The following is a 19,510-nucleotide window of genomic DNA, read 5'->3' as shown; positions in this document are numbered from 1 at the left end:
TACGATTTATTATGATATCATAAACTGCTCAACTACGCAATATAGAAACTACATATCAAATTTATTTTTCAAAGTTTTCGTATGTTTCATCATTTTCAGTTTCAAGATCAATAGAATTTATATCAATACCTAATGCTTTTGCAACACCTTTACCATATTCTGGGTCAGCTTTGTAACAATGACGAATATGACGTCGTTTAACATCATCCGTTACGCCTTCCATTGCATTTGCTGTATTTGTGAAAATTCTTTCTTTAGCGTCCTCTGATTGTAATCTAAACAATTTACCTGGTTGTTCAAAATAATTATCATCATCTTGACGTTGATTATATTCATAGCCGTATCCATCAGTTGGGAATGGTGGCTTTTTATATTCAGGTTGAGAATCAAATTTACCATGGTTATTTGGATAATAATGTGTTCCTCCACCTTGGTTATTGTCAACTACACGCATTTGACCATCTCTACTAAAAGGACAAAGATTTTCAATACCAACACCTTTAGGTTGGTTTACAGGAATCTGCCAATGATTAACTCCTAATCGATATCTTTGCGCATCGCCATATGAGAATAAACGCCCTTGCAGCATTTTGTCTGGAGAAAAATCCAATCCTGGAATAATATTAGTTGGTGCAAAAGCAGCTTGTTCAACATCCATAAAGTAATTATCTGGATTTCTATTTAATTCAAACTCTCCAACTTCAATTAGGGGATACTCATCGTGATACCATACTTTTGTTAAATCAAATGGATTATCTTTATGGTTTTTAGCTTGTTCCTCAGTCATTACTTGAATATACATTGTCCATTTTGGATAATCACCTTTTTCAATGGCTTCGAATAAATCGCGTTGAGATGAATCGCGATCTGTAGCTATAATTTCAGCAGCTTCTTCATCAGTTAAGTTTTCAATACCTTGTTGCGTTCTAAAATGGAATTTAACCCAAACACGTTCACCAGAATCATTATACATAGAGTATGTGTGTGAACCGAACCCATGCATATGACGTAAATCTTTAGGAATCCCTCTATCTGACATTAAGATCGTTACTTGGTGCAATGCTTCTGGAAGCCCCGTCCAGAAATCCCAGTTATTTTGTGCATCTCTCATATTTGTTCTAGGATCTCGTTTCACCGCACGATTTAAACTAACAAATAACTTTGGATCTCTAAAGAAGAATACTGGTGTGTTATTCCCTACTAAATCCCAGTTTCCTTCTTCAGTGTAGAACTTTAACGCAAATCCTCGAATGTCACGCTCCGCATCAGCAGCACCACGTTCTCCTGCTACAGTAGAAAAACGGGCAAACATTTCGGTTTGCTTACCTATTTCAGAGAATATTTTAGCATTCGTATATTTTGTTATATCTTTAGTTACAGTAAATGTCCCAAATGCACCAGAACCTTTGGCATGCATTCGACGTTCTGGTATTACTTCTCTATCAAATTGAGACATTTGCTCTAAAAAGTAAATATCTTGCATTAATAGTGGTCCCCTAGGTCCCGCTGTCATACTATTTTCTCGATCTGATACTGGATGCCCAAAAACACCAGTTAACTTTTTGTCTTGTTGTGACATAGTCATCCCTCCACAATTTATAATAATTATAATTTAATACATATTATAATTTAACCCCATCAGAATTACAATTAAACATGCTCAAGATGATTAAAAAATCAGAAAATTTTAATTTTTTCGCTTTACAGTACTAAATAGTTATTGAATAGTACACTTAAAAAGCTTACAATAATGGGTATATTTAAATAGATGGGAGACTAAATATGGAAGATAATAAAATGAACCGTAGTCTTAACTCAAGACACATTTCCATGATTGCTATAGGTGGTGCAATTGGGACTGGTCTATTTGTAGCTACTGGTAATATCATTTCTCAAGCTGGTCCTGGAGGCGCTATACTCGCTTATCTTGTTATTGGTGTCATGCTATATTTCTTAATGGCATCAATTGGAGAGTTGGCAACATTTTATCCAGTATCAGGTTCATTCAGCTCTTATTCAACACGCTTTATTGACTCATCTCTAGGCTTTACCATGGGATGGTTGTATTGGGCATTGTGGTCATTAGTTACAAGTGTTGATGTCATAGTAGCGTCAAATGTGCTTTATTTCTGGGACACATTTAAATTTTTCCACCCCATTACTTGGAGCTTAATCTTTATTACAATTTTACTATTATTAAACATTTTTTCTGTAAAATCATTTGGAGAAACTGAGTTTTGGTTATCATTAATTAAAGTGTTAACAATCATCGTATTCGTTATTTTTGGCTTTTTAATGATTTTCGGTATCTTAGGTGGTCATGCATATGGATTTGAAAACTATACAAAAGGCCAAGCACCGTTTGTTGGTGGTATCTCTGGTTTCCTAGGCGTATTATTAGTCGCTGGATTCTCAGTTGGTGGTACTGAAGTAGTAGCAGTAACTGCTGGCGAATCAGATGATCCTAAAAAGTCTATGCCTAAAGCAATTAAACAAGTGTTTTGGCGTATACTTTTATTCTATGTATTATCAATTGCAGTCATTGGTGCAATTATTCCGTACACAGATCCATCATTATTAAGAGCAAGTAGTTCAATAAGTCAAAGTCCATTTACAATTGTATTCGATAGAGTAGGCATAGCCTTTGCAGCATCAGTAATCAATGCAGTTATATTAACTTCATTATTATCCGCTGCAAATTCAGGTGTGTATACAACAGGCAGAATGTTGTATTCCTTAAGTTCAGACAAAAAAGCACCTAAATTTTTAAGTAAATTAAACAAGACAACAAAGTTACCATTAAGAGCATTATTAACTACATATGCAGTCGTTGTTATTGTTATTATTTATGCAAACTTTAATTCAAATGCCGTTTTTAATTTACTTGAAATTATTGGTTCAATGATTATAGTTGTTTGGGGATCAAGCATTTGGTCACAAATACGATTGCGACAAGCTATTAAAAAACAAGGTCAAGATCCTAATAAGGTCCTACCATATAAAGCACCTTTTTATCCATTAGGACCAATCATTGTCATCGCTACGCTATTATTCTTGCTATTTGGTGGTTCAGTTGAATATATTTTAAAAGATCAATGGTTAAATGCTTTTAAAAACTTTTTACCTTTAATCATTCTAGCGTTGATTTACTTTATTCATAAAATCATTCACAAAACAAAATTTGTAAAGCTAGAAACAATTAATTTAAAACCACACGATTATGACAATCAAAAATAAATAAATTCCCACACGGCAGATGCTTTAGATTATCTATAGCATTTGCCGCTTTTTTAATGGTGTAAAGTAGATATACTTTAATATCTTTTTCTAGTATAAAGTGTATTAACTAGTAGACTGTTTATATTTTATTATGACCATGTTACCATTCTTTATTTTAGATATTTTGCATATCGTGTATAATATAGATAACAATAACTTTTCAGGGGTGAAATTCAATGATTGGACAAACAAATTTATTTGATGATGTACTAAAGCAAGATGAGAGATTTGTTATTGTAGTTCAAGCATTAGAAGAAAAGAACGGACAATTATTAAAGAGAACTTTAAGGGAATATCCCGGTTTAAACCATAAACAAATGAATGATTTATTTACGCACTTAAAGGAATTATTTTCCGAAGAATCATTTGCTGAAAACCAATCAGCGTTCAGTATTACAGTTTATACAAATTTAGATTATACTGCTGACCAAATATATGCTCATGTAAAACGTTTCAGAGGGAAGCATGACTGGACACAAACAGCTAAATAAAATCAAGATGCTTGCAGTGATTTTAACAATTAATGTTAGATTGTCACTGCATTTTTAATACATTCGTTATTATTCAGAATGATTCAAATTTATTTATCTACCTTCCGTGACTAATTAATACTTGATTTATTTTAAAAATATACATCTACTCTATTCGTTTGATATCATTACTAATCTAAAATATGTATTTCAAATTCTTCATAGTATAACTGAAGTCATTTTCACATGAATAAAAAGCCTTAACACAAGATATCTTATTCAAATATCATGTGTTAAGGCTTATTTTAAAATTTATAACAATTTTTTGAGCGCATGTGGAATACCATTTTCATTATGGTCCAACGTAATTTCATCTGCATATTGCTTAAGTTCATCTGATGCATTCCCCATAGCAATAGCTAGACCTGCAACTTCAAACATTGATTTATCATTCATACTATCACCAAAAGCAATGACTTGATCCACCGAATATCCCAATTTTTGACATAACGCTTTAATTGCATTTCCTTTTGAAACATCTTTGGCCATAAATTCTAAGAAGAATGGCTTACTTGTCGTAGCATCTACATTATCGTTGAACACACCATTCAAATCAATTCTAGCTTCTGTAATATTCGATACATAATCTACACCCATGACCTTAGGAACATTATCTTGAATATATGCTTTGATATCATCAACACGTTTCATCGGTAAACCAGTTAATTCCGCTTCAATATTCATATATTCATGTTCGCTGTCGTAAATAATTTGACCATCATGATATGTAAGAACGAAAAATCCTCTATCTCGACAATAATCTACAATTTCATCGAAATCCTGCTTACCAATCGATTTACTTACTTCTACTTCTTCATTAGTCATTTTAATCGTTTTACTGCCGTTATAACTAATAATAAAGCTATGATGTTCAGGTAATTTTAAATCTCTAGCAGTTGGAATCATACCTTCAGTAGGTCTACCAGATGCTAAAACAACATAATATCCTTCATCTTGAATTGCTGTTAAATAATTTGCAGTTTCTTCTGATATCACATTATCTGAATTTAGCAATGTGTCATCCATGTCTAAAACGACAACTTTATAATTTGTCATATCGCATTAAATCTCCTCTCTATTTCACATTCAATACTATTTTACAATATAAAGTGTCTATTGGTATACAATTCGTTCTTTAACACCACTAACATTAATATCCACTAATTCAGAATGACATGTAACTACATTTCTATTTAAAGCGCGAACTAATTCGCCACTATTTTCTTTGCGACTAAATATTAAAATAGTTGGTCCAGCACCACTAATTACAGTTGCATAGGCATTATGTTGACTAGCAATTGTTTTCACTTCATCAAATTCAGCAATTAAATGCTGACGATACGGTTCATGAAAGCCATCTTGTTGCATGAGCTTACCTGCTAATTCATAATTGTGCTGTGCTAATGCACAAATCATTGTATTACTAATTGCACTACTTTTAACCGCTTCACTATGAGTTAACTTTTGTGGTAAAGCACGTCTTGATGCTTCTGTTTTTAGTTCATAAGTTGGTATCGTTACAATCACATCCACGTCTGGTATGTCGATATGTGCAACTGACGTTTCTTTCGTGACATCATTATAATATCCAGCGATTAAACCACCATAAATGGTCGGCGCAACATTATCAGGATGTCCTTCGATTTCAGTCGCTAATTGTAATACCTCATGTTTAGACAGTTGGATATCACCAAAATAATTTGCGATATATATAGCTCCTACTAAAGCAGAAGCTGACGAACCTAATCCTCTTGCCAATGGAATATCACTTCTCATTTCGATACATAAATTAGGCAAGTCAACACTATATTTAGCAGCAACTTGTTGTGCCACATGATAAATAAAGTTTGTTTCGTCAGTAGGCAATTGCTTCGATGCATCATCATGGAAAATATATTCCCATTTTATCCCTGATGTTTCCTTTACAGACAGATGCAAAAATTTATCTAAAGCCATACCTATAGAATCAAAGCCAACTCCAAGGTTGGCTGTTGATGCAGGAATTGTTAACTCCAAAACATTCGACATGTTATAAAGCTCCTTTAATATAATCGATAATGCTATCTTTATCATTTGGCAATGGCTTTATCGGATTATCTAGTAGTGAAATAGCAGTATCAGGATCTTTTAATCCATTACCAGTTAAAATCGCAACTACTTTTTTACCTTGAGGTAATTTACCTTGTCTATGCAATTTAATTAAACCTGCAATAGAAGCATTACTTGCTGGTTCACTAAAGACACCTTCTTTAGTTGTCATTAACTGATATGCTTCTAGAATTTCATCATCAGTAACACTATCTATTAATCCATTTGATTCTTTAAGAGCATTAGTCGCTTTATCCCAACTAGCAGGATTACCAATTCGAATAGCAGTTGCAATCGTTTCAGGATTTTTAATGACTTTATTTTGAACAATTGGTGATGCGCCTTCAGCTTGGAAGCCAAACATTTTCGGCAATTGTGATCCTTTAGCTTCATGATATTCTTTAAAGCCTTTCCAATATGCAGTAATATTACCTGCATTACCTACAGGAATCGCTAAAATATCAGGTGCTTCACCGTCTAATTGTTGCACAATTTCAAATGAGCCTGTCTTTTGCCCTTCGATTCTAAATGGATTGACAGAGTTTACAAGCTCGATTTCGCCACTTTTTGCAATTTCTTTTACAATTTCTAAAGCTTCATCAAAGTTTCCTTCAATAGAAACAATTTCTGCACCATACATTACTGCTTGCGACAATTTACCTAATGCAATTTTACCTTCTGGTATTACGACGATAGCTTTTAAACCTGCTCTCGCTGCATATGCTGCTGCAGACGCTGATGTATTTCCAGTCGAAGCGCATATTACAATTTTCTTACCTTGCTCTTTTGCTTTTGTCACAGCCATTACCATACCGCGATCTTTAAATGAACCTGTCGGATTGGCACCTTCATACTTCACATATAAATCTATACCTAGTATTTCAGACATATTTTCACAATGAATGAGTGGTGTATTTCCCTCATTCAATGTTAATTTTGGTGTATTTTCATTTACTGGTAAATGTGCTTTAAACTCTTCTACTAATCCTTGCCATCTTCTCATTATAATTAAACTCCTTCTACTGGGTATACTTTGTCAACTTCGTATCCATGCTTAGTGATTAATTCTTCCGGTGATGATTCCAATCCAACTATAACAGCGGCATATGCTTGATTATCGTAATTTGCAACTCTTAATGATCGGTGGAATGGTAATATTGCCTTTAACTCATTTTCAAAATTTTCAAATGAACCTTTGACCTGATTTACTACTACAAAGAAATTGGATTTTTCTTTAATATTAATTTCTGCATCAGAATCCATCATTTCCCTTGTTTTATCTGTCTTTAATTCAAAATGTGGTGGCAATGTGTGTAAATCTGCTTCAAAGAATAATGCTACATTCAATAAATCACTGACAACGGCACTACCTGTTGCTAAACTGCCTGCTCCTTTTCCATAAAACATCGTGTCACCAACGGCATCACCAATGACATAAATCGCGTTATATTCATCCTCTACAGCTGCTAATTGATGCTTTTTATCAATTAACGTTGGTTCTACTGATGCATTAACTTTGCCATTTTCATATATTCCCTTACCAATCAATTTAATTTTATACCCCAGTTGATCGGCTACATTAATATCAGTTAAAGTTACACCACTAATTCCTCTTCGTTTAACGTCGTTTAATTTAATGACTTGGTTAAATGATAAATATGATGTAATGACAACTTTACGCGCTGCATCTACCCCTTCTACATCATCAGTTGGATCCGCTTCAGCAAAACCAAGTCTTTTCGCTTCATCAAGTGCTTCCTCAAATGTCGTTTGCTCTTTGGTCATTTTAGATAAAATAAAATTAGAGGTACCATTTAAAATTCCCATAAATTTTGAAATATTATTCGCATTCAAACCATTATTTATGGCATTTACGATCGGAATACCACCTGCTACACTCGCTTCAAACTTTAAAGCTACACCATTTTCTTCTGCTAAATCTTCTAAAAGTTTAAGATGTACTGCTAATAAATCTTTATTTGCGGTAATAACATGTTTTTTATTTTTAAGTGCTGTTCTTAACCAATCTACAGTTGGTTCAATTCCTCCCATGACTTCAACGATAATATCTAATGAATCATCATTTAAAATTTCATTAACATCTTCAGTTAAATGATATTGGCTAATATTTAGCGGTCTCTTTTTAGATTTATCTCGAACAAGAATATGCTTTATGACAATATCTTTATTTAATGTATCTTGAATTTGCTGTCGGTTCTCTTCGATGATTTTAACAACACCAGATCCGACAGTACCTAATCCTAATAATGCTATATTTAATTTTTTCATTTTATGTACCTCCGTTTGTGCTTTTGAGAAAAACAAATGTATTATTGAAAAACACTAGATGATAGTATAGTATAGAATTATTCTTTATTTTTGTAAAGTTCGTAATATTCAAAATATAAATACATAATATCATTCTTACTTACAAAACTGAATACAATTTTCTGATTTTTTAGAAAGGTTGGCATGCACTATGAAAGTTTCCAAATTCGGTGGTAGCTCCGTCTCCAATGCTACTCAAATTAAAAAGGTTTTAAATATTGTTAATTCTGATCCAGAGCGAAAGATTGTTATCGTTTCTGCTCCAGGTAAAAGACATGATAATGATATTAAAACAACTGATTTGTTAATCAGATTATATGAAAAGGTCATTAATCATCTTGATTATCATGATAAAAAAAGAGAAATTATTCAGCGTTATGATGATATTGTAAAAGAATTGCAAATGGATGAAAGTATTTTACGGACGATAGATGTGACTTTGGAACATTATATTAATCAATTAAAAAATGAACCGAAGAGACTATTAGATGCATTACTTTCTTGTGGTGAAGATTTTAATGCGCAATTGATAGCTTTATATAATAATAGTCAAGGTATACCAACAAAATATATATCACCGAAGGAAGCGGGTATTTTTGTTACTGACGTCCCACAAGAAGCACAAATATTAGATAGTGCTTACTCTGAAATTAAAAAATTAAGAGATTATGATGAAAAACTAATTATCCCAGGATTTTTTGGCGTATCTCATGAAGGATATATAGTTACATTTCCACGTGGTGGATCAGATATAACTGGCGCCATCATATCAAGTGGTGTTAGAGCCACAATTTATGAAAATTTCACCGATGTGTCTGGTATTTATAAAGCTAATCCAAATATCATCAAAGATCCTGAATTAATCGAAGAAATCACTTATCGAGAAATGCGTGAATTATCTTATGCTGGTTTTAGTGTTTTCCATGATGAAGCCTTACAACCACTTTATAAAGATCGCATCCCTGTGGTGATTAAAAATACGAACCGCCCTCAAGATAAGGGTACATTTATAGTGCATGATAGAGAAATAAATGCGAAAAATGTGATTAGCGGTATAAGTTGTGATAAAGATTTTACTGTCATTAATATCAAAAAGTATTTAATGAATAGACAAGTCGGCTTTACTAGAAAGATATTAGGTGTCTTAGAGGATAATAATATTTCATTTGATCATATGCCTTCAGGTATTGATACTATCAGTATCGTTATGCGTTCAAAACAAATTCAAAATAAAGAAACAAAAGTATTAAATGAAATTCGTCAAAAATGTGATGTTGATGAGTTAAGTATTGAGCATGATTTAGCAATTTTAATGATTGTCGGTGAAGGAATGAATAAAGTCATCGGTACTGCAAATAAAATTACACATGCCTTAGCTGAATCAAAAATTAACTTAAAAATGATTAACCAAGGTGCTTCGGAAATCTCGATGATGTTTGGAATTCATGTAGATGATGCTGAAAAAGCTGTATTATCTACATATGAGTTTTGCTATCACGGGGTTGCATTAAAAAACTTGTGTGATAAAAACTAATATAAAAGCAATTCGTAACACATGTATTCAACTGCGTTATGAATTGCTTTTTCTTAATTATTTATTGTTCTCTGGATTGCATCCTTAATACGTTGCTCACCTACTACAAATTTTAAAATAAAAAATTGATAGTAGCTTAATGCATCTATGACACGTTTATAATTGGAATAATGATGATACTGATGGTGTTGCATTAGATCATACATTAGAACAATCTCCGGTTTAATATAATCCACATCCCAATTTAAACTATGGAAGTAAATGTTACTCTTAGGTATACGTATATTCGGATCCAATCTAAAAATCCATTCATCATTTACAACATCATAAACGAAAATACTCATTATTGTTGTATCATCATATTGCACATAAACTTTTGCAATTTTTGAAAGTGATAAATCTTCTTTAGCTATTGCTTGATCTTGCTTATCTATGTATAGTAACGCATATGATTGCGGAATAACTTTCACAATATCACTTAAACGCTTACGTTCCACGCATATTTCAACAATAGAAGGTAATTTTAATTCATCATTTAAGAAAAGCTGCATGGCAACTTCACCGTGAAATTTAAATAATTGCGATGATGTTTTCATTAAATTGTCCACTAATTGTTCTTTAGCATTCATTTCATTCACTCTCAAATACACCTCCTAAGCAAGCGCTTTCACAAATATCATTATACATTTTAAAATTAATGAATTCAATCTTCAAAATACTATGAGTGACCTAATTCTGTCATTTAAATGACCGTTATAACATAAATTCGACATAAACTTGAATTCACGAATCTTTCACGTCATATTCATTGAACATCAATATCTGTCAGTTTATAATTTGATTATAACAATGATGAACTAAAATCAACTAATAAAAATGTGGGAAATTGAATAACAATTAATCTTTATTAATTATTATTGTATACAAAGTTAAAGAAGTCAAAAAGGATTGGTGAAAAAATGTCTTTTTATGTTGTACTTATCATTATCATTGTAGCATTAATTGGTATATTAGTTTTAAATCAAAGGTATAGTAATAGTAAAATAGATACCGAAGTTTATGCAAGAAAGCAACTTATTAAAAAGAACAAAGCATTAAGTGCAGAAAATGCTGAATTAAGAAGTCAAATGCTGAGTTCTAATAATGATGTTGGCCACCATGCATACAAAAATGCTAAAAGAGAATTACGCAAGATTTTAGATAGCTATCTCGAAAATGGTAAATTAAAATATTACGATATTATCGTTACAAGCAATTTAGCTACTAAACATCCGTTTTTCGAGTATGCACGTTCATTTGATTTTATCATTGTTTCAGATATCGGTTTAATAAACGTTGATGTAAAAAGCTGGGGTGAAAAAACATTTTATCACTTTGATGTACCTGATGAGCATGATACAGAAATAAGCAATAGTAATATTGAAAAAGTTGTCGGTCATTACATTAGCCAGCAATATCATGATCAGTTTAATTCATCAAGAAAGTCTATCTATACTTTTACAGAAACAGTTCAACCAAATCGTGTTATTTATGATTTTTATGATTATGATCCGTATCAATTAGCAGCAAATAATGCTAAAGCATTAAAGGATCATATTGAACAAAACTTTAACTTTAAAGTCCAAAGTACCGGTGTTATTTACTTTAGTGATGGTACAGTTAATATCATTCAAGGCTCTGAAGAAAGAGATAAATATGTTGATACAGTTTCAACAAAATCTTCGTTACGACGTATTATTAGCGAAGCCATAGAGCTATCTAAACACCCTTTAAATAAAGAACAGGTTGATCAAATCACAGCTATATTCAAGTAAAATCAAAGGCATAATAATCCATTACGCTCGATACGCACTATGGTTATTATGCCTTTAAATTATTTCTATATATAAATTTATGATAATAATAAATCGATGCTTCAAGTATATTTTACTTTAATATATATAATCACCTATTTAATTATTTACTCCAAATATTTAATTTCTGTTGTTTAGCTTTATTTTGTGCTTCTATAAATACATTTCTATATTTGCCATTTGGTGAAAAATACTTCTCTCTAGCAAGTCCCTTTTCCACTAATTCCTTATTGTACATACGATCTTTACTTATCCATACATACGCCAATGTTCTACCATAGCGATCTTGTTTTTCTTTATCATATTCTAAATAAACATCTTGATTTGTTAATGTCTTCTTACTATAATTTGATGCTTCTTTGCCAAATGGTTGTACAGGCGTATTCGGTTTCACCGTTTCTGGCGTATCAACCCCTATAAGCCTAACTTTAATTTCTTTACCATTTTGATTTGCAATAAATGTATCACCATCTACAACTCTTTGAACATGTACTTTATCTTTACCATTTAAATCTTGTACAGTTTCATGATTTGTTCCCTTTTTAAAAGGACCCGTATGATTCATAAATTGAAATGCTAATACACCTACAATAATGATGGCTACCACAATCATAGCAAGCGATTTATTTGACTTCATTTTGCCACCTACTTCTCTTTTTTCATTCCGATTAATCATATAAAAGTTAAGAAATATCGTCAATAGCCATATCTACATATTTCAATATTTTGGAAAGCTATAGCATGATATAATGTTATTGTTAAGGAGTGAAAATGAATGAACATTTCAAATGAAAATACAGTCACATTAATTGCAGTAATTATCGCAATTATCATTGGTATTTTCCTACAAATATTTTTCAAATTACCATTAATAGTGACGGCAGTACTATCTATTTTATTGGGTATCTTTGCAGGCTTTATCGTTTACCTGATTGTTTCGTTTTATAATAAACGAAAAAATTAGTTAACAAATCTAACTTGCGAGTACCAAAATAAAAGTATTGAGTAAGATTTTGATTATTGACTCACTTTCAAAGTCTCTTAAATCAAAACACTCAATACTTTTTTGATTATATTTAGATCCAGCCTTTTTCATTCGCCTTTTTCCAAGCATCAAAACGATTATCTGCAAATAATTTATCAATTATAACAGATGTATAATTTCTAACTGTTCCATCTGTCAAAAATAATTTTTCACTTATTTCTTTACTACTTAAACCATTGCCGATTTCCCTTAATACAATTTGTTCTTTTGGTGTTAATGGGTTTTTATCTGTGAAAAATGAAGTCATAAGAGAAGCACTATATTCTTTCTTACCGTTATACACTTTATAAATTGTTTCCACTAATTCTTCTATAGAACGTTCTTTTAAAACATATGCATCCACATCATTTGCAACAGCTTTTTCAAAATACCCCGGCCTTTTAAAAGTTGTTACAATAATCACTTTAATATTCAAATGCTTCTTTCTAATTTCTGCTAAAACTTCAAGTCCAGTCATGCCTGACATTTCAATATCTAAAATAACTACATCAGGATGGTGTGCCTCAATAATTTTTATTGCATCGAGACCATTATCTACATCGGCTAAAATTTCAAAATCACCATGTAGTTTAATTAATTGAACCATTGCCTGTCGTAACATATTTTGATCTTCTGCAATAATTATAGAAATCATGCTATTCCCCCTGTAGGCATTTCGATAATTAATTTAGTACCTTTATTCGATTCAACTTCTAATGTTCCATTTAAATGTTGTACTCGTTGTGAAATACTCTTTATTTCACAGCCGCTGTCAATACCTTCTCCATTATCCTGTATAATGAACTGTAATTTATGTTCATTCATAGCTCGTAATTGACCATGAACTTTTGAAGCATTTGCATGCTTAATCACATTGTTTATCGCTTCACGAGCAATCATTACTAAAATGGATTGTTTTGTAGGACTCAATAATTGTGCCAATTCTTTATTTTCAAACGTAAACTGAATGTCAGCATCTTTTAAAATTTTACAGATACTCTCAATTTCTTCAATAAATGATGGTAATCTTATATCATCGATAATTTCGCGAACTTTGTTTAATGATTCCCGCGACAACTTATTAATCGCTAACAATTCAGCTTTTGCATTTTCAGTATCAGAATCAATAATTTTATAAGCTAATTCTGATTTTAATGATAAACTTGCAAACACATGACCAAGCGTATCATGTAAATCTTGACCTATTCTATGACGCTCTTGTTCAGTTATTAACGTATTAATATATCGATTTTTTTCTTCTATTTCTTTTTTATATTCACGATCTTTCACTTTTTTAAATTATCAAACACGATTAACAAAATAACAACATAATAAATCGTCATTGCAACAAAATAGTCGTTATGTACTAAGTAAGTAATTGTTAAACATATAATCATCGTTAATATGAAAAGATTAGTTGCCATTTTTTTAACATTATTTTTAAAAGTAAATGGAATGGCAAAAGCACTATAAAAGAAAAACAAACTTAGCATTGGATGTACACTGAAAACAAAATAACAAATAATAAAATAATGAATAATCAACAAAATGTAAAACATTAATGTATTAAGTCTTTTATTTACTATAACTAATATAAGATACGACAACGAAAAGACAATGACTGATATAATATACAACCATTTGGGACCATACACTTCATTAAAAAATATACCGGCAATAGGAAAAATCAGATAAAGTATAGACGATATTTCAGCAATTGAAGTATCTTTTAAAAATTTCATATTTTATTCCGCCCTTTTAAAATGTCTAATACAATATACCACTATTAAACTACCTACAGCATATAAAATTAGTATGCCAAATGATCTTAAATCAATATGATGATTTGAAACAATGTCTAAACCTAACTTGCGCAAATGATAACTTGGTAAAACATGAGCAATATGTTGAAGCCAATTTGGAAATGTATTAACTAGAAACCATAATCCGCCCAGCACCGCTAATCCGATTGTCACGATATTACCTAAAGCACTTGCTTTCTGAATATCATTAATCAACGAAAATAATACACCAAAAGTTATCAATAATGATGCACCTAGCCATAACAATACACCTGATTCTATCCATTGACTTATACTTAGTGTAACACCTTTATAAAAATGTCCTATCATAAAAATCACTATAATTGCAATTGCAAATTGTGCCATTGTTTTAACTATTTTAGAAATATAGTAACTAGCAGGTGTTAATGGTGTCGCCATTAATTTTTGACGCCATCCATTTTGTTTTTCATTAATAATATCTATTGGAAACGCCATTAAACTAAAACTTATCAAACTATAAACCGTCATACTATACATGTATTCTTTATAGAATCTAAGTTTGACATCGCTTGGTAAATCTAATATTGAAGTAAACAAGATATAAAATATTGCTGGGAAAAATATTGATAAAAATAAAGCAGTTTTTTTACGAAACAAAACTTTAAACTCAAATTTCAAGTAATTTAGGACCATATATAGAACCCCTTTGCTTTTTATTGTTAAAGTAAGTATCGATAATAGATACTTTATGTATTTCAATATCATTTAAATTAATATGATGTTGCAGTAGATATAAAATAGTATCATTTACATTTGAAGTAAGAATTTTAATCGTACCATTATGATTCTTTAGTATTTTTAATTCATTTGCTTCTTGTTTTAACTTTGATAGATACTCACCCGATAGGGTAATCTCAGATTGCTGATTTACTTTAATATGTGACGTATCATCATTTAGTTTGATTTCTCCATTTTCTATCAAAATAATTTTGTCGGACATGCGCTCTACTTCTTCTATATAGTGCGATGTATAAAGAATCGTCCGATTTTCTTCTTTTAACTTAGCTATTATTGACCAAAAATATTCTCTCATTTCAATATCCATATTTGACGTTGGTTCATCTAACAAAATAAGCTGTGGTTGTCCTATTAAAGATATTACAAAATCAAGTAATCGTTGTTGACCTCCAGATAATTTATTTGCAAATTGATTCAATTGATTAGAATTAAACTTTGTTAGTTCTATTATTACGTCCAATGTTAATGGATTTTCATAAAATGATTGATATAATTTGATAATTTCAATTACCTTCAATTGATCTGAAAACATCGTTTTTTGAAACATTATACTGCGATTTTCACTTTGCAATAATTTGTCTTTATCCAAAATCACGCCATCATCAGCAATTATTTTATTGCTTAAAATATCAACTAATGTTGATTTTCCAGCACCATTTTTTCCGATTAATGCGATACATGTACCTTTTTCAATATCAAATGAAATGTTTTTTAAAACACGCTTTTTCTTAAATGATTTATTAATATTAGATATTTGAATCAAATGAACCACCTCTTAATATTTTATTAATTTAAGATTAGTAAATTTATTCGATTTAAAATAGGATACTTTGTCATTGGTTCAAAATGACATTTGTCACTTCAATAGTTCACATAATATTATTATAGTAATTAATTATAGAAATAAAAAAAGCCTCATTAAAATGAGACTTGAAATTATTCTTTATAAAATTGGCGAAACTAATTTAGCTAACGATTCTTTAAACTTAACAGACAATGGTCTATTAGCATAAGATTCTTCAGTAAGTTGTTTTGATTTTGTAATATCATGTTCATAAGCCGCTCTTAAATCTTTAGCAAGATTTTCATCATATACAAAGGCATTTACCTCAAAATTTAATTCAAAACTTCTAAAGTCCATATTTGCTGTGCCCACTGATACGATTTCATCATCAATTAAACACATTTTAGAATGAATAAATCCATTTTCATACGTATAAATTTTAACACCACTGGATAATAAGTCAGAAGCATTTGAAAATGTCGCCCAATAAACTAAAGGATGATCTGGCTTACATGGAATCATTAGATGAACATCTACCCCTGATTTAGCTGCAATTTTAATGGCATTTACATATGAGTTATCCGGAATGAAATAAGGCGATTGCAAATATACCGACTTCTTAGCGCTCATAATCATTTTTGTATAACCATATTCAATTTGATGCCAGTCACTGGCGGGACCACTTGCAGCAATCTGGATTGGCGCATTACCGAATGATTTATTCTTTTTAGGAAAATATTTTTCATCATATTCAAATTGAGGTCGATGTGCTTGCGAATTCCAGTCTAAAATAAATCGCAACTGCAGTGCATCAACCGCATCCCCTTGTATACGTAAATGCGTATCTCTCCAATACCCTAATTTTCCTAAACCTAGATATTCATCACCAATGTTAAATCCTCCGACATAACCTAGTTGACCATCGATTACGATGATTTTTCTATGATTTCTATTATTCATTCTGAAATTCAATAACGGTAATTTAGAAGCAAAAAATGCTTCAACTTCTCCACCTAACGATTTAAAATGATCAAAATTAGCCATCTTAACTTTCTTTGAACCAACGTCATCATATAAAATTTTCACTTCTAGACCTTGTTTCAATTTCTCTTCTAACGCTTTTAAAATTCTTTGGCCTAAGCCATCTAGAGCGAATGTATAATACTCTAAATGGATGTATTCTTTAGCATTTTTAATATCTTGTAAAACTTGATCATATAAATCATTTCCATCAATAAAATGATCAATTTTATTATTTTCAGTTAAAAAGCCATCTTGATCCATTAACAACATACGTACCAAATCATGGTGCTTTTGAACTTGTTTATTATCTGTACCATAATTACCTTTATCAAAGCTTTCAATTTGCTGCTTTAAAAGCGCATCAAAATCTGTTAACACGTTCCCATTATTTTTATTTAGTTTACGCGCAGAAACCGTTCTTCCAAAAAATAGATAAAGGATAAAACCAATTAATGGTAATACAAAAAGTACAAATAACCACGCCCATGTTGAACTGGCTGTACGTCTATTTCTTTCTAAAAAAATAATAATAAACGCTAGAACCAAATTAATGATAAAGGTAATTGCTAAAATAATGGTAAAAAGTGTTCCTAAATCATTTGAAAATGAAAATTGCATAGTTTATTTCTCCTATAAAGAAAGGCACAAAAACCTTTTGTACCTTTCGTTCCAGATTATTTATTTACAGATAGAGTTAATATTGCATTAAACTCTTCTTCATTATTTGGAAATGTTCTTTCCTCAATTTCTTTTATTGTAATATTTACTAATTTCAAATTTGCAGCTTCTTCAGAGCCTAAAAATTCGTTGATATTTGATTCTAATAATTCTAAAGTCTCAGCTGTAAAAGTTTTAAGTTTAATTTGTTCCATTTAAATCCCCTCTTTTCTCTATTTCCTAAATCATAGAACTTTTAACAGTAAAATTCAATCATTAATATATGTGTTTCGGCACGCAAAGTAATTATGATAAAAAATTAATTAATTTTCATAATGTATTGTTTGATGTATAATATATTTATTCAACTTCGCGATAACGCGATACAAACTTTAACCATTCATAATACATTTTAAATATCGAACTAGTTTTGAAATTGGTTTATCTTATTAAAATGTTGATATTAGTTTTAGGGGGAAATGTAGTGATTTCATTCGAAAATGATTATTTAGAAGGTGCTCATGAAAAAGTATTAAAACGATTAGTAGATACAAATCTTGTACAAGCTTCGGGATATGGCTTTGATCAATTCACAGCTCAGGCAATTGAGAAGATTAAAGATACAATTGACTGTCCAAATGCTACAATTCGTTTTTTAGTAGGTGGAACACAAACCAATCAGGTTGTTATTAATTCAATGTTAGAAAGTTACGAAGGGGTCATTTCAGCAGACACTGGTCATGTTGCTGTGCATGAGGGCGGTGCAATTGAATATAGTGGACATAAAGTAATTACTATACCCTCTAAGGAAGGAAAAGTAAGTGCTTCAGATGTTGAAACTTACATGGAGACATTTAAAAGTGATTTTAAAAAGGACCATATGGTATTCCCAGGAATGGTATATATTTCTCATCCTACAGAATATGGCACTTTATACTCTAAATCAGAATTGGAAGAGTTATGCAAAGTATGTAAGCAATATCAACTTCCATTATTTATGGATGGTGCACGATTAGGGTATGGATTGATGAGTGATCAATCAGATATGACTATTAAAGACATCGCTAAATATTGTGATGTATTTTATATAGGTGGTACGAAGATAGGTGCATTATGCGGAGAAGCAATTGTTTTTACAAAGAATAATGAACCGAAACAATTTACCACTCGAATCAAACATCACGGTGCACTTTTAGCAAAAGGACGGTTAACAGGCATACAATTTTTAGAATTATTTACGGATAATTTATATTTTAATATAAGCAGACATGCTATCGAAATGGCAAATAAGATGAAAGACGGGTTTATAAATAAAGGCTATCGTCTTTACTTTGATTCTCCAACCAATCAACAATTTTTTATTTTAAGTAACGAGAAAATAGCAGAGTTAGAACAAAAAGTTAAATTTGCTGTTTGGGAAAAATACGATGATCAACATCGTGTTGTTAGATTCGCAACCAGTTGGGCGACAACCGAAGAAAATTTAAATAAACTATTAGAATTAATTTAATAATGCTGTTATATGTCATCTGGCAAATCATTTATTAATTAATCAAGATCAGTTGAGTAGTTGTGTTTATTTATATATGAAACTGCTCATTTGTAGCCGTTGATGATATAAAATTACATTATTCCAAAACAAGGTACTACAGATTATTGAGTATCTTGTTTTATTTTATATATTTAAAAATGTTAATTTGTAATGTATTTACTTTAATTTGACGAGATTTGAGAAGTATTATGATGGTTATAGTTATTTTATGAAAGTGATGTATTAACAATCGAATTACTAAGTATATATTTGTAAGAATATCTATGTTTAGTTTAA

19 protein-coding genes and 1 pseudogene are annotated in these 19,510 nt (G+C 30.8%); 7 read left to right on the top strand and 13 right to left on the bottom strand.

Features of this window, described 5'->3' with window-relative positions; genetic code table 11:
* Positions 1–61: 61 nt before the first annotated feature.
* A complete protein-coding gene (locus HMPREF2658_RS04020; RefSeq protein WP_000082546.1) occupies positions 62–1,579 on the bottom strand; it encodes a catalase in 1,518 nt (505 codons plus the stop codon).
* 203 nt (positions 1,580–1,782) lie between these two features.
* On the opposite strand from HMPREF2658_RS04020, the gene HMPREF2658_RS04015 reads away from it, so the two are divergent.
* The 3 genes from HMPREF2658_RS04015 to HMPREF2658_RS04005 all read left to right on the top strand — a co-directional run bounded on the left by HMPREF2658_RS04015 (position 1,783) and on the right by HMPREF2658_RS04005 (position 3,770).
* Positions 1,783–3,237: an amino acid permease gene (locus tag HMPREF2658_RS04015; protein WP_000389946.1), complete on the top strand. Its 1,455-nt coding sequence runs from the start codon at positions 1,783–1,785 to the stop codon at positions 3,235–3,237.
* A 139-nt stretch (positions 3,238–3,376) separates the two neighbouring features.
* Positions 3,377–3,481 (top strand): hypothetical protein, encoded by a 105-nt coding sequence (locus HMPREF2658_RS04010; RefSeq protein WP_001791424.1) that lies wholly within the window; start codon positions 3,377–3,379, stop codon positions 3,479–3,481.
* Positions 3,456–3,770 carry a hypothetical protein gene (locus tag HMPREF2658_RS04005; RefSeq protein ID WP_000580201.1) on the top strand — a complete coding sequence of 105 codons (315 nt, stop codon included), beginning with the start codon at positions 3,456–3,458 and terminating at the stop codon, positions 3,768–3,770. Before HMPREF2658_RS04010 ends, HMPREF2658_RS04005 begins: the two co-directional genes overlap by 26 nt.
* 291 nt (positions 3,771–4,061) lie before the next feature.
* Here HMPREF2658_RS04005 and HMPREF2658_RS04000 read toward each other — a convergent pair whose 3' ends face one another.
* From HMPREF2658_RS04000 to HMPREF2658_RS03985, 4 genes are read right to left on the bottom strand one after another with little or no spacing between them, the layout of a single operon-like run.
* On the bottom strand, positions 4,062–4,865 hold the full coding sequence (locus HMPREF2658_RS04000; protein ID WP_070854211.1) for a Cof-type HAD-IIB family hydrolase: 804 nt from the start codon (positions 4,863–4,865) through the stop codon (positions 4,062–4,064).
* Between the two features lie 57 nt (positions 4,866–4,922).
* A complete protein-coding gene (gene thrB, locus HMPREF2658_RS03995; protein ID WP_000073173.1) occupies positions 4,923–5,837 on the bottom strand; it encodes a homoserine kinase in 915 nt (304 codons plus the stop codon).
* 1 nt (position 5,838) lies between these two features.
* Positions 5,839–6,900 (bottom strand): threonine synthase, encoded by a 1,062-nt coding sequence (gene thrC, locus HMPREF2658_RS03990; protein WP_001255453.1) that lies wholly within the window; start codon positions 6,898–6,900, stop codon positions 5,839–5,841.
* A gap of 5 nt (positions 6,901–6,905) precedes the next feature.
* Entirely contained in the window at positions 6,906–8,186 is a 1,281-nt protein-coding gene (locus HMPREF2658_RS03985; RefSeq protein WP_070854210.1) for a homoserine dehydrogenase, read from the bottom strand.
* 190 nt (positions 8,187–8,376) lie between these two features.
* Here HMPREF2658_RS03985 and HMPREF2658_RS03980 point away from each other — a divergent pair, with 190 nt between their 5' ends.
* On the top strand, positions 8,377–9,759 hold the full coding sequence (locus HMPREF2658_RS03980) for an aspartate kinase (RefSeq protein ID WP_000868645.1): 1,383 nt from the start codon (positions 8,377–8,379) through the stop codon (positions 9,757–9,759).
* A gap of 53 nt (positions 9,760–9,812) precedes the next feature.
* On the opposite strand, the gene HMPREF2658_RS03975 is transcribed toward HMPREF2658_RS03980, so the two are convergent.
* Positions 9,813–10,388, bottom strand: coding sequence for a hypothetical protein (locus HMPREF2658_RS03975; RefSeq protein WP_001803470.1), 576 nt, complete (start codon positions 10,386–10,388; stop codon positions 9,813–9,815).
* A gap of 330 nt (positions 10,389–10,718) precedes the next feature.
* Between HMPREF2658_RS03975 and HMPREF2658_RS03970 the strand changes: the two genes are divergently transcribed.
* Positions 10,719–11,573, top strand: a complete 855-nt coding sequence (locus HMPREF2658_RS03970) for a hypothetical protein (RefSeq protein ID WP_000011823.1) — start codon at positions 10,719–10,721, stop codon at positions 11,571–11,573.
* Positions 11,574–11,715: 142 nt separating this feature from the next.
* On the opposite strand, the gene HMPREF2658_RS03965 is transcribed toward HMPREF2658_RS03970, so the two are convergent.
* Entirely contained in the window at positions 11,716–12,249 is a 534-nt protein-coding gene (locus HMPREF2658_RS03965; RefSeq protein ID WP_000841351.1) for a thermonuclease NucI, read from the bottom strand.
* A gap of 138 nt (positions 12,250–12,387) precedes the next feature.
* Here HMPREF2658_RS03965 and HMPREF2658_RS03960 point away from each other — a divergent pair, with 138 nt between their 5' ends.
* Entirely contained in the window at positions 12,388–12,576 is a 189-nt protein-coding gene (locus HMPREF2658_RS03960; protein ID WP_001027140.1) for a hypothetical protein, read from the top strand.
* Positions 12,577–12,688: 112 nt separating this feature from the next.
* Here the strand turns inward: HMPREF2658_RS03960 and HMPREF2658_RS03955 are convergent, their stop codons facing one another.
* From HMPREF2658_RS03955 to HMPREF2658_RS03930, 6 genes and pseudogenes are all read right to left on the bottom strand, one after another.
* Complete coding sequence (locus HMPREF2658_RS03955) at positions 12,689–13,291, bottom strand: response regulator transcription factor (RefSeq protein WP_000623460.1); 603 nt, start codon at positions 13,289–13,291, stop codon at positions 12,689–12,691.
* Positions 13,288–14,378 (bottom strand): annotated as a pseudogene (locus HMPREF2658_RS03950) (sensor histidine kinase). The gene HMPREF2658_RS03955 and the pseudogene HMPREF2658_RS03950 overlap by 4 nt, the downstream one beginning before the upstream one ends.
* 3 nt (positions 14,379–14,381) lie before the next feature.
* Positions 14,382–15,113, bottom strand: coding sequence for an ABC transporter permease (locus HMPREF2658_RS03945; protein WP_070854209.1), 732 nt, complete (start codon positions 15,111–15,113; stop codon positions 14,382–14,384).
* Positions 15,088–15,990 carry an ABC transporter ATP-binding protein gene (locus HMPREF2658_RS03940; RefSeq protein WP_001796717.1) on the bottom strand — a complete coding sequence of 301 codons (903 nt, stop codon included), beginning with the start codon at positions 15,988–15,990 and terminating at the stop codon, positions 15,088–15,090. The genes HMPREF2658_RS03945 and HMPREF2658_RS03940 overlap by 26 nt, the downstream gene beginning before the upstream one ends.
* A 171-nt stretch (positions 15,991–16,161) precedes the next feature.
* On the bottom strand, positions 16,162–17,643 hold the full coding sequence (gene cls / locus HMPREF2658_RS03935; RefSeq protein WP_001160618.1) for a cardiolipin synthase: 1,482 nt from the start codon (positions 17,641–17,643) through the stop codon (positions 16,162–16,164).
* A gap of 56 nt (positions 17,644–17,699) precedes the next feature.
* The gene (locus HMPREF2658_RS03930; RefSeq protein WP_000435070.1) at positions 17,700–17,897 is read right to left on the bottom strand and encodes a hypothetical protein; all 198 of its coding nucleotides are present in this window, start codon (positions 17,895–17,897) and stop codon (positions 17,700–17,702) included.
* 269 nt (positions 17,898–18,166) lie between these two features.
* Here HMPREF2658_RS03930 and HMPREF2658_RS03925 point away from each other — a divergent pair, with 269 nt between their 5' ends.
* Positions 18,167–19,192 carry a threonine aldolase family protein gene (locus HMPREF2658_RS03925; protein WP_000622698.1) on the top strand — a complete coding sequence of 342 codons (1,026 nt, stop codon included), beginning with the start codon at positions 18,167–18,169 and terminating at the stop codon, positions 19,190–19,192.
* Positions 19,193–19,510: the final 318 nt, after the last annotated feature.

Origin of the sequence: Staphylococcus sp. HMSC062H10 (assembly GCF_001836945.1) — a bacterium.
GTDB lineage: Bacteria > Bacillota > Bacilli > Staphylococcales > Staphylococcaceae > Staphylococcus > Staphylococcus aureus.
Note: the sequence above shows the minus strand (reverse complement) of the source record. Positions and strands in the feature narration are given on the sequence as shown.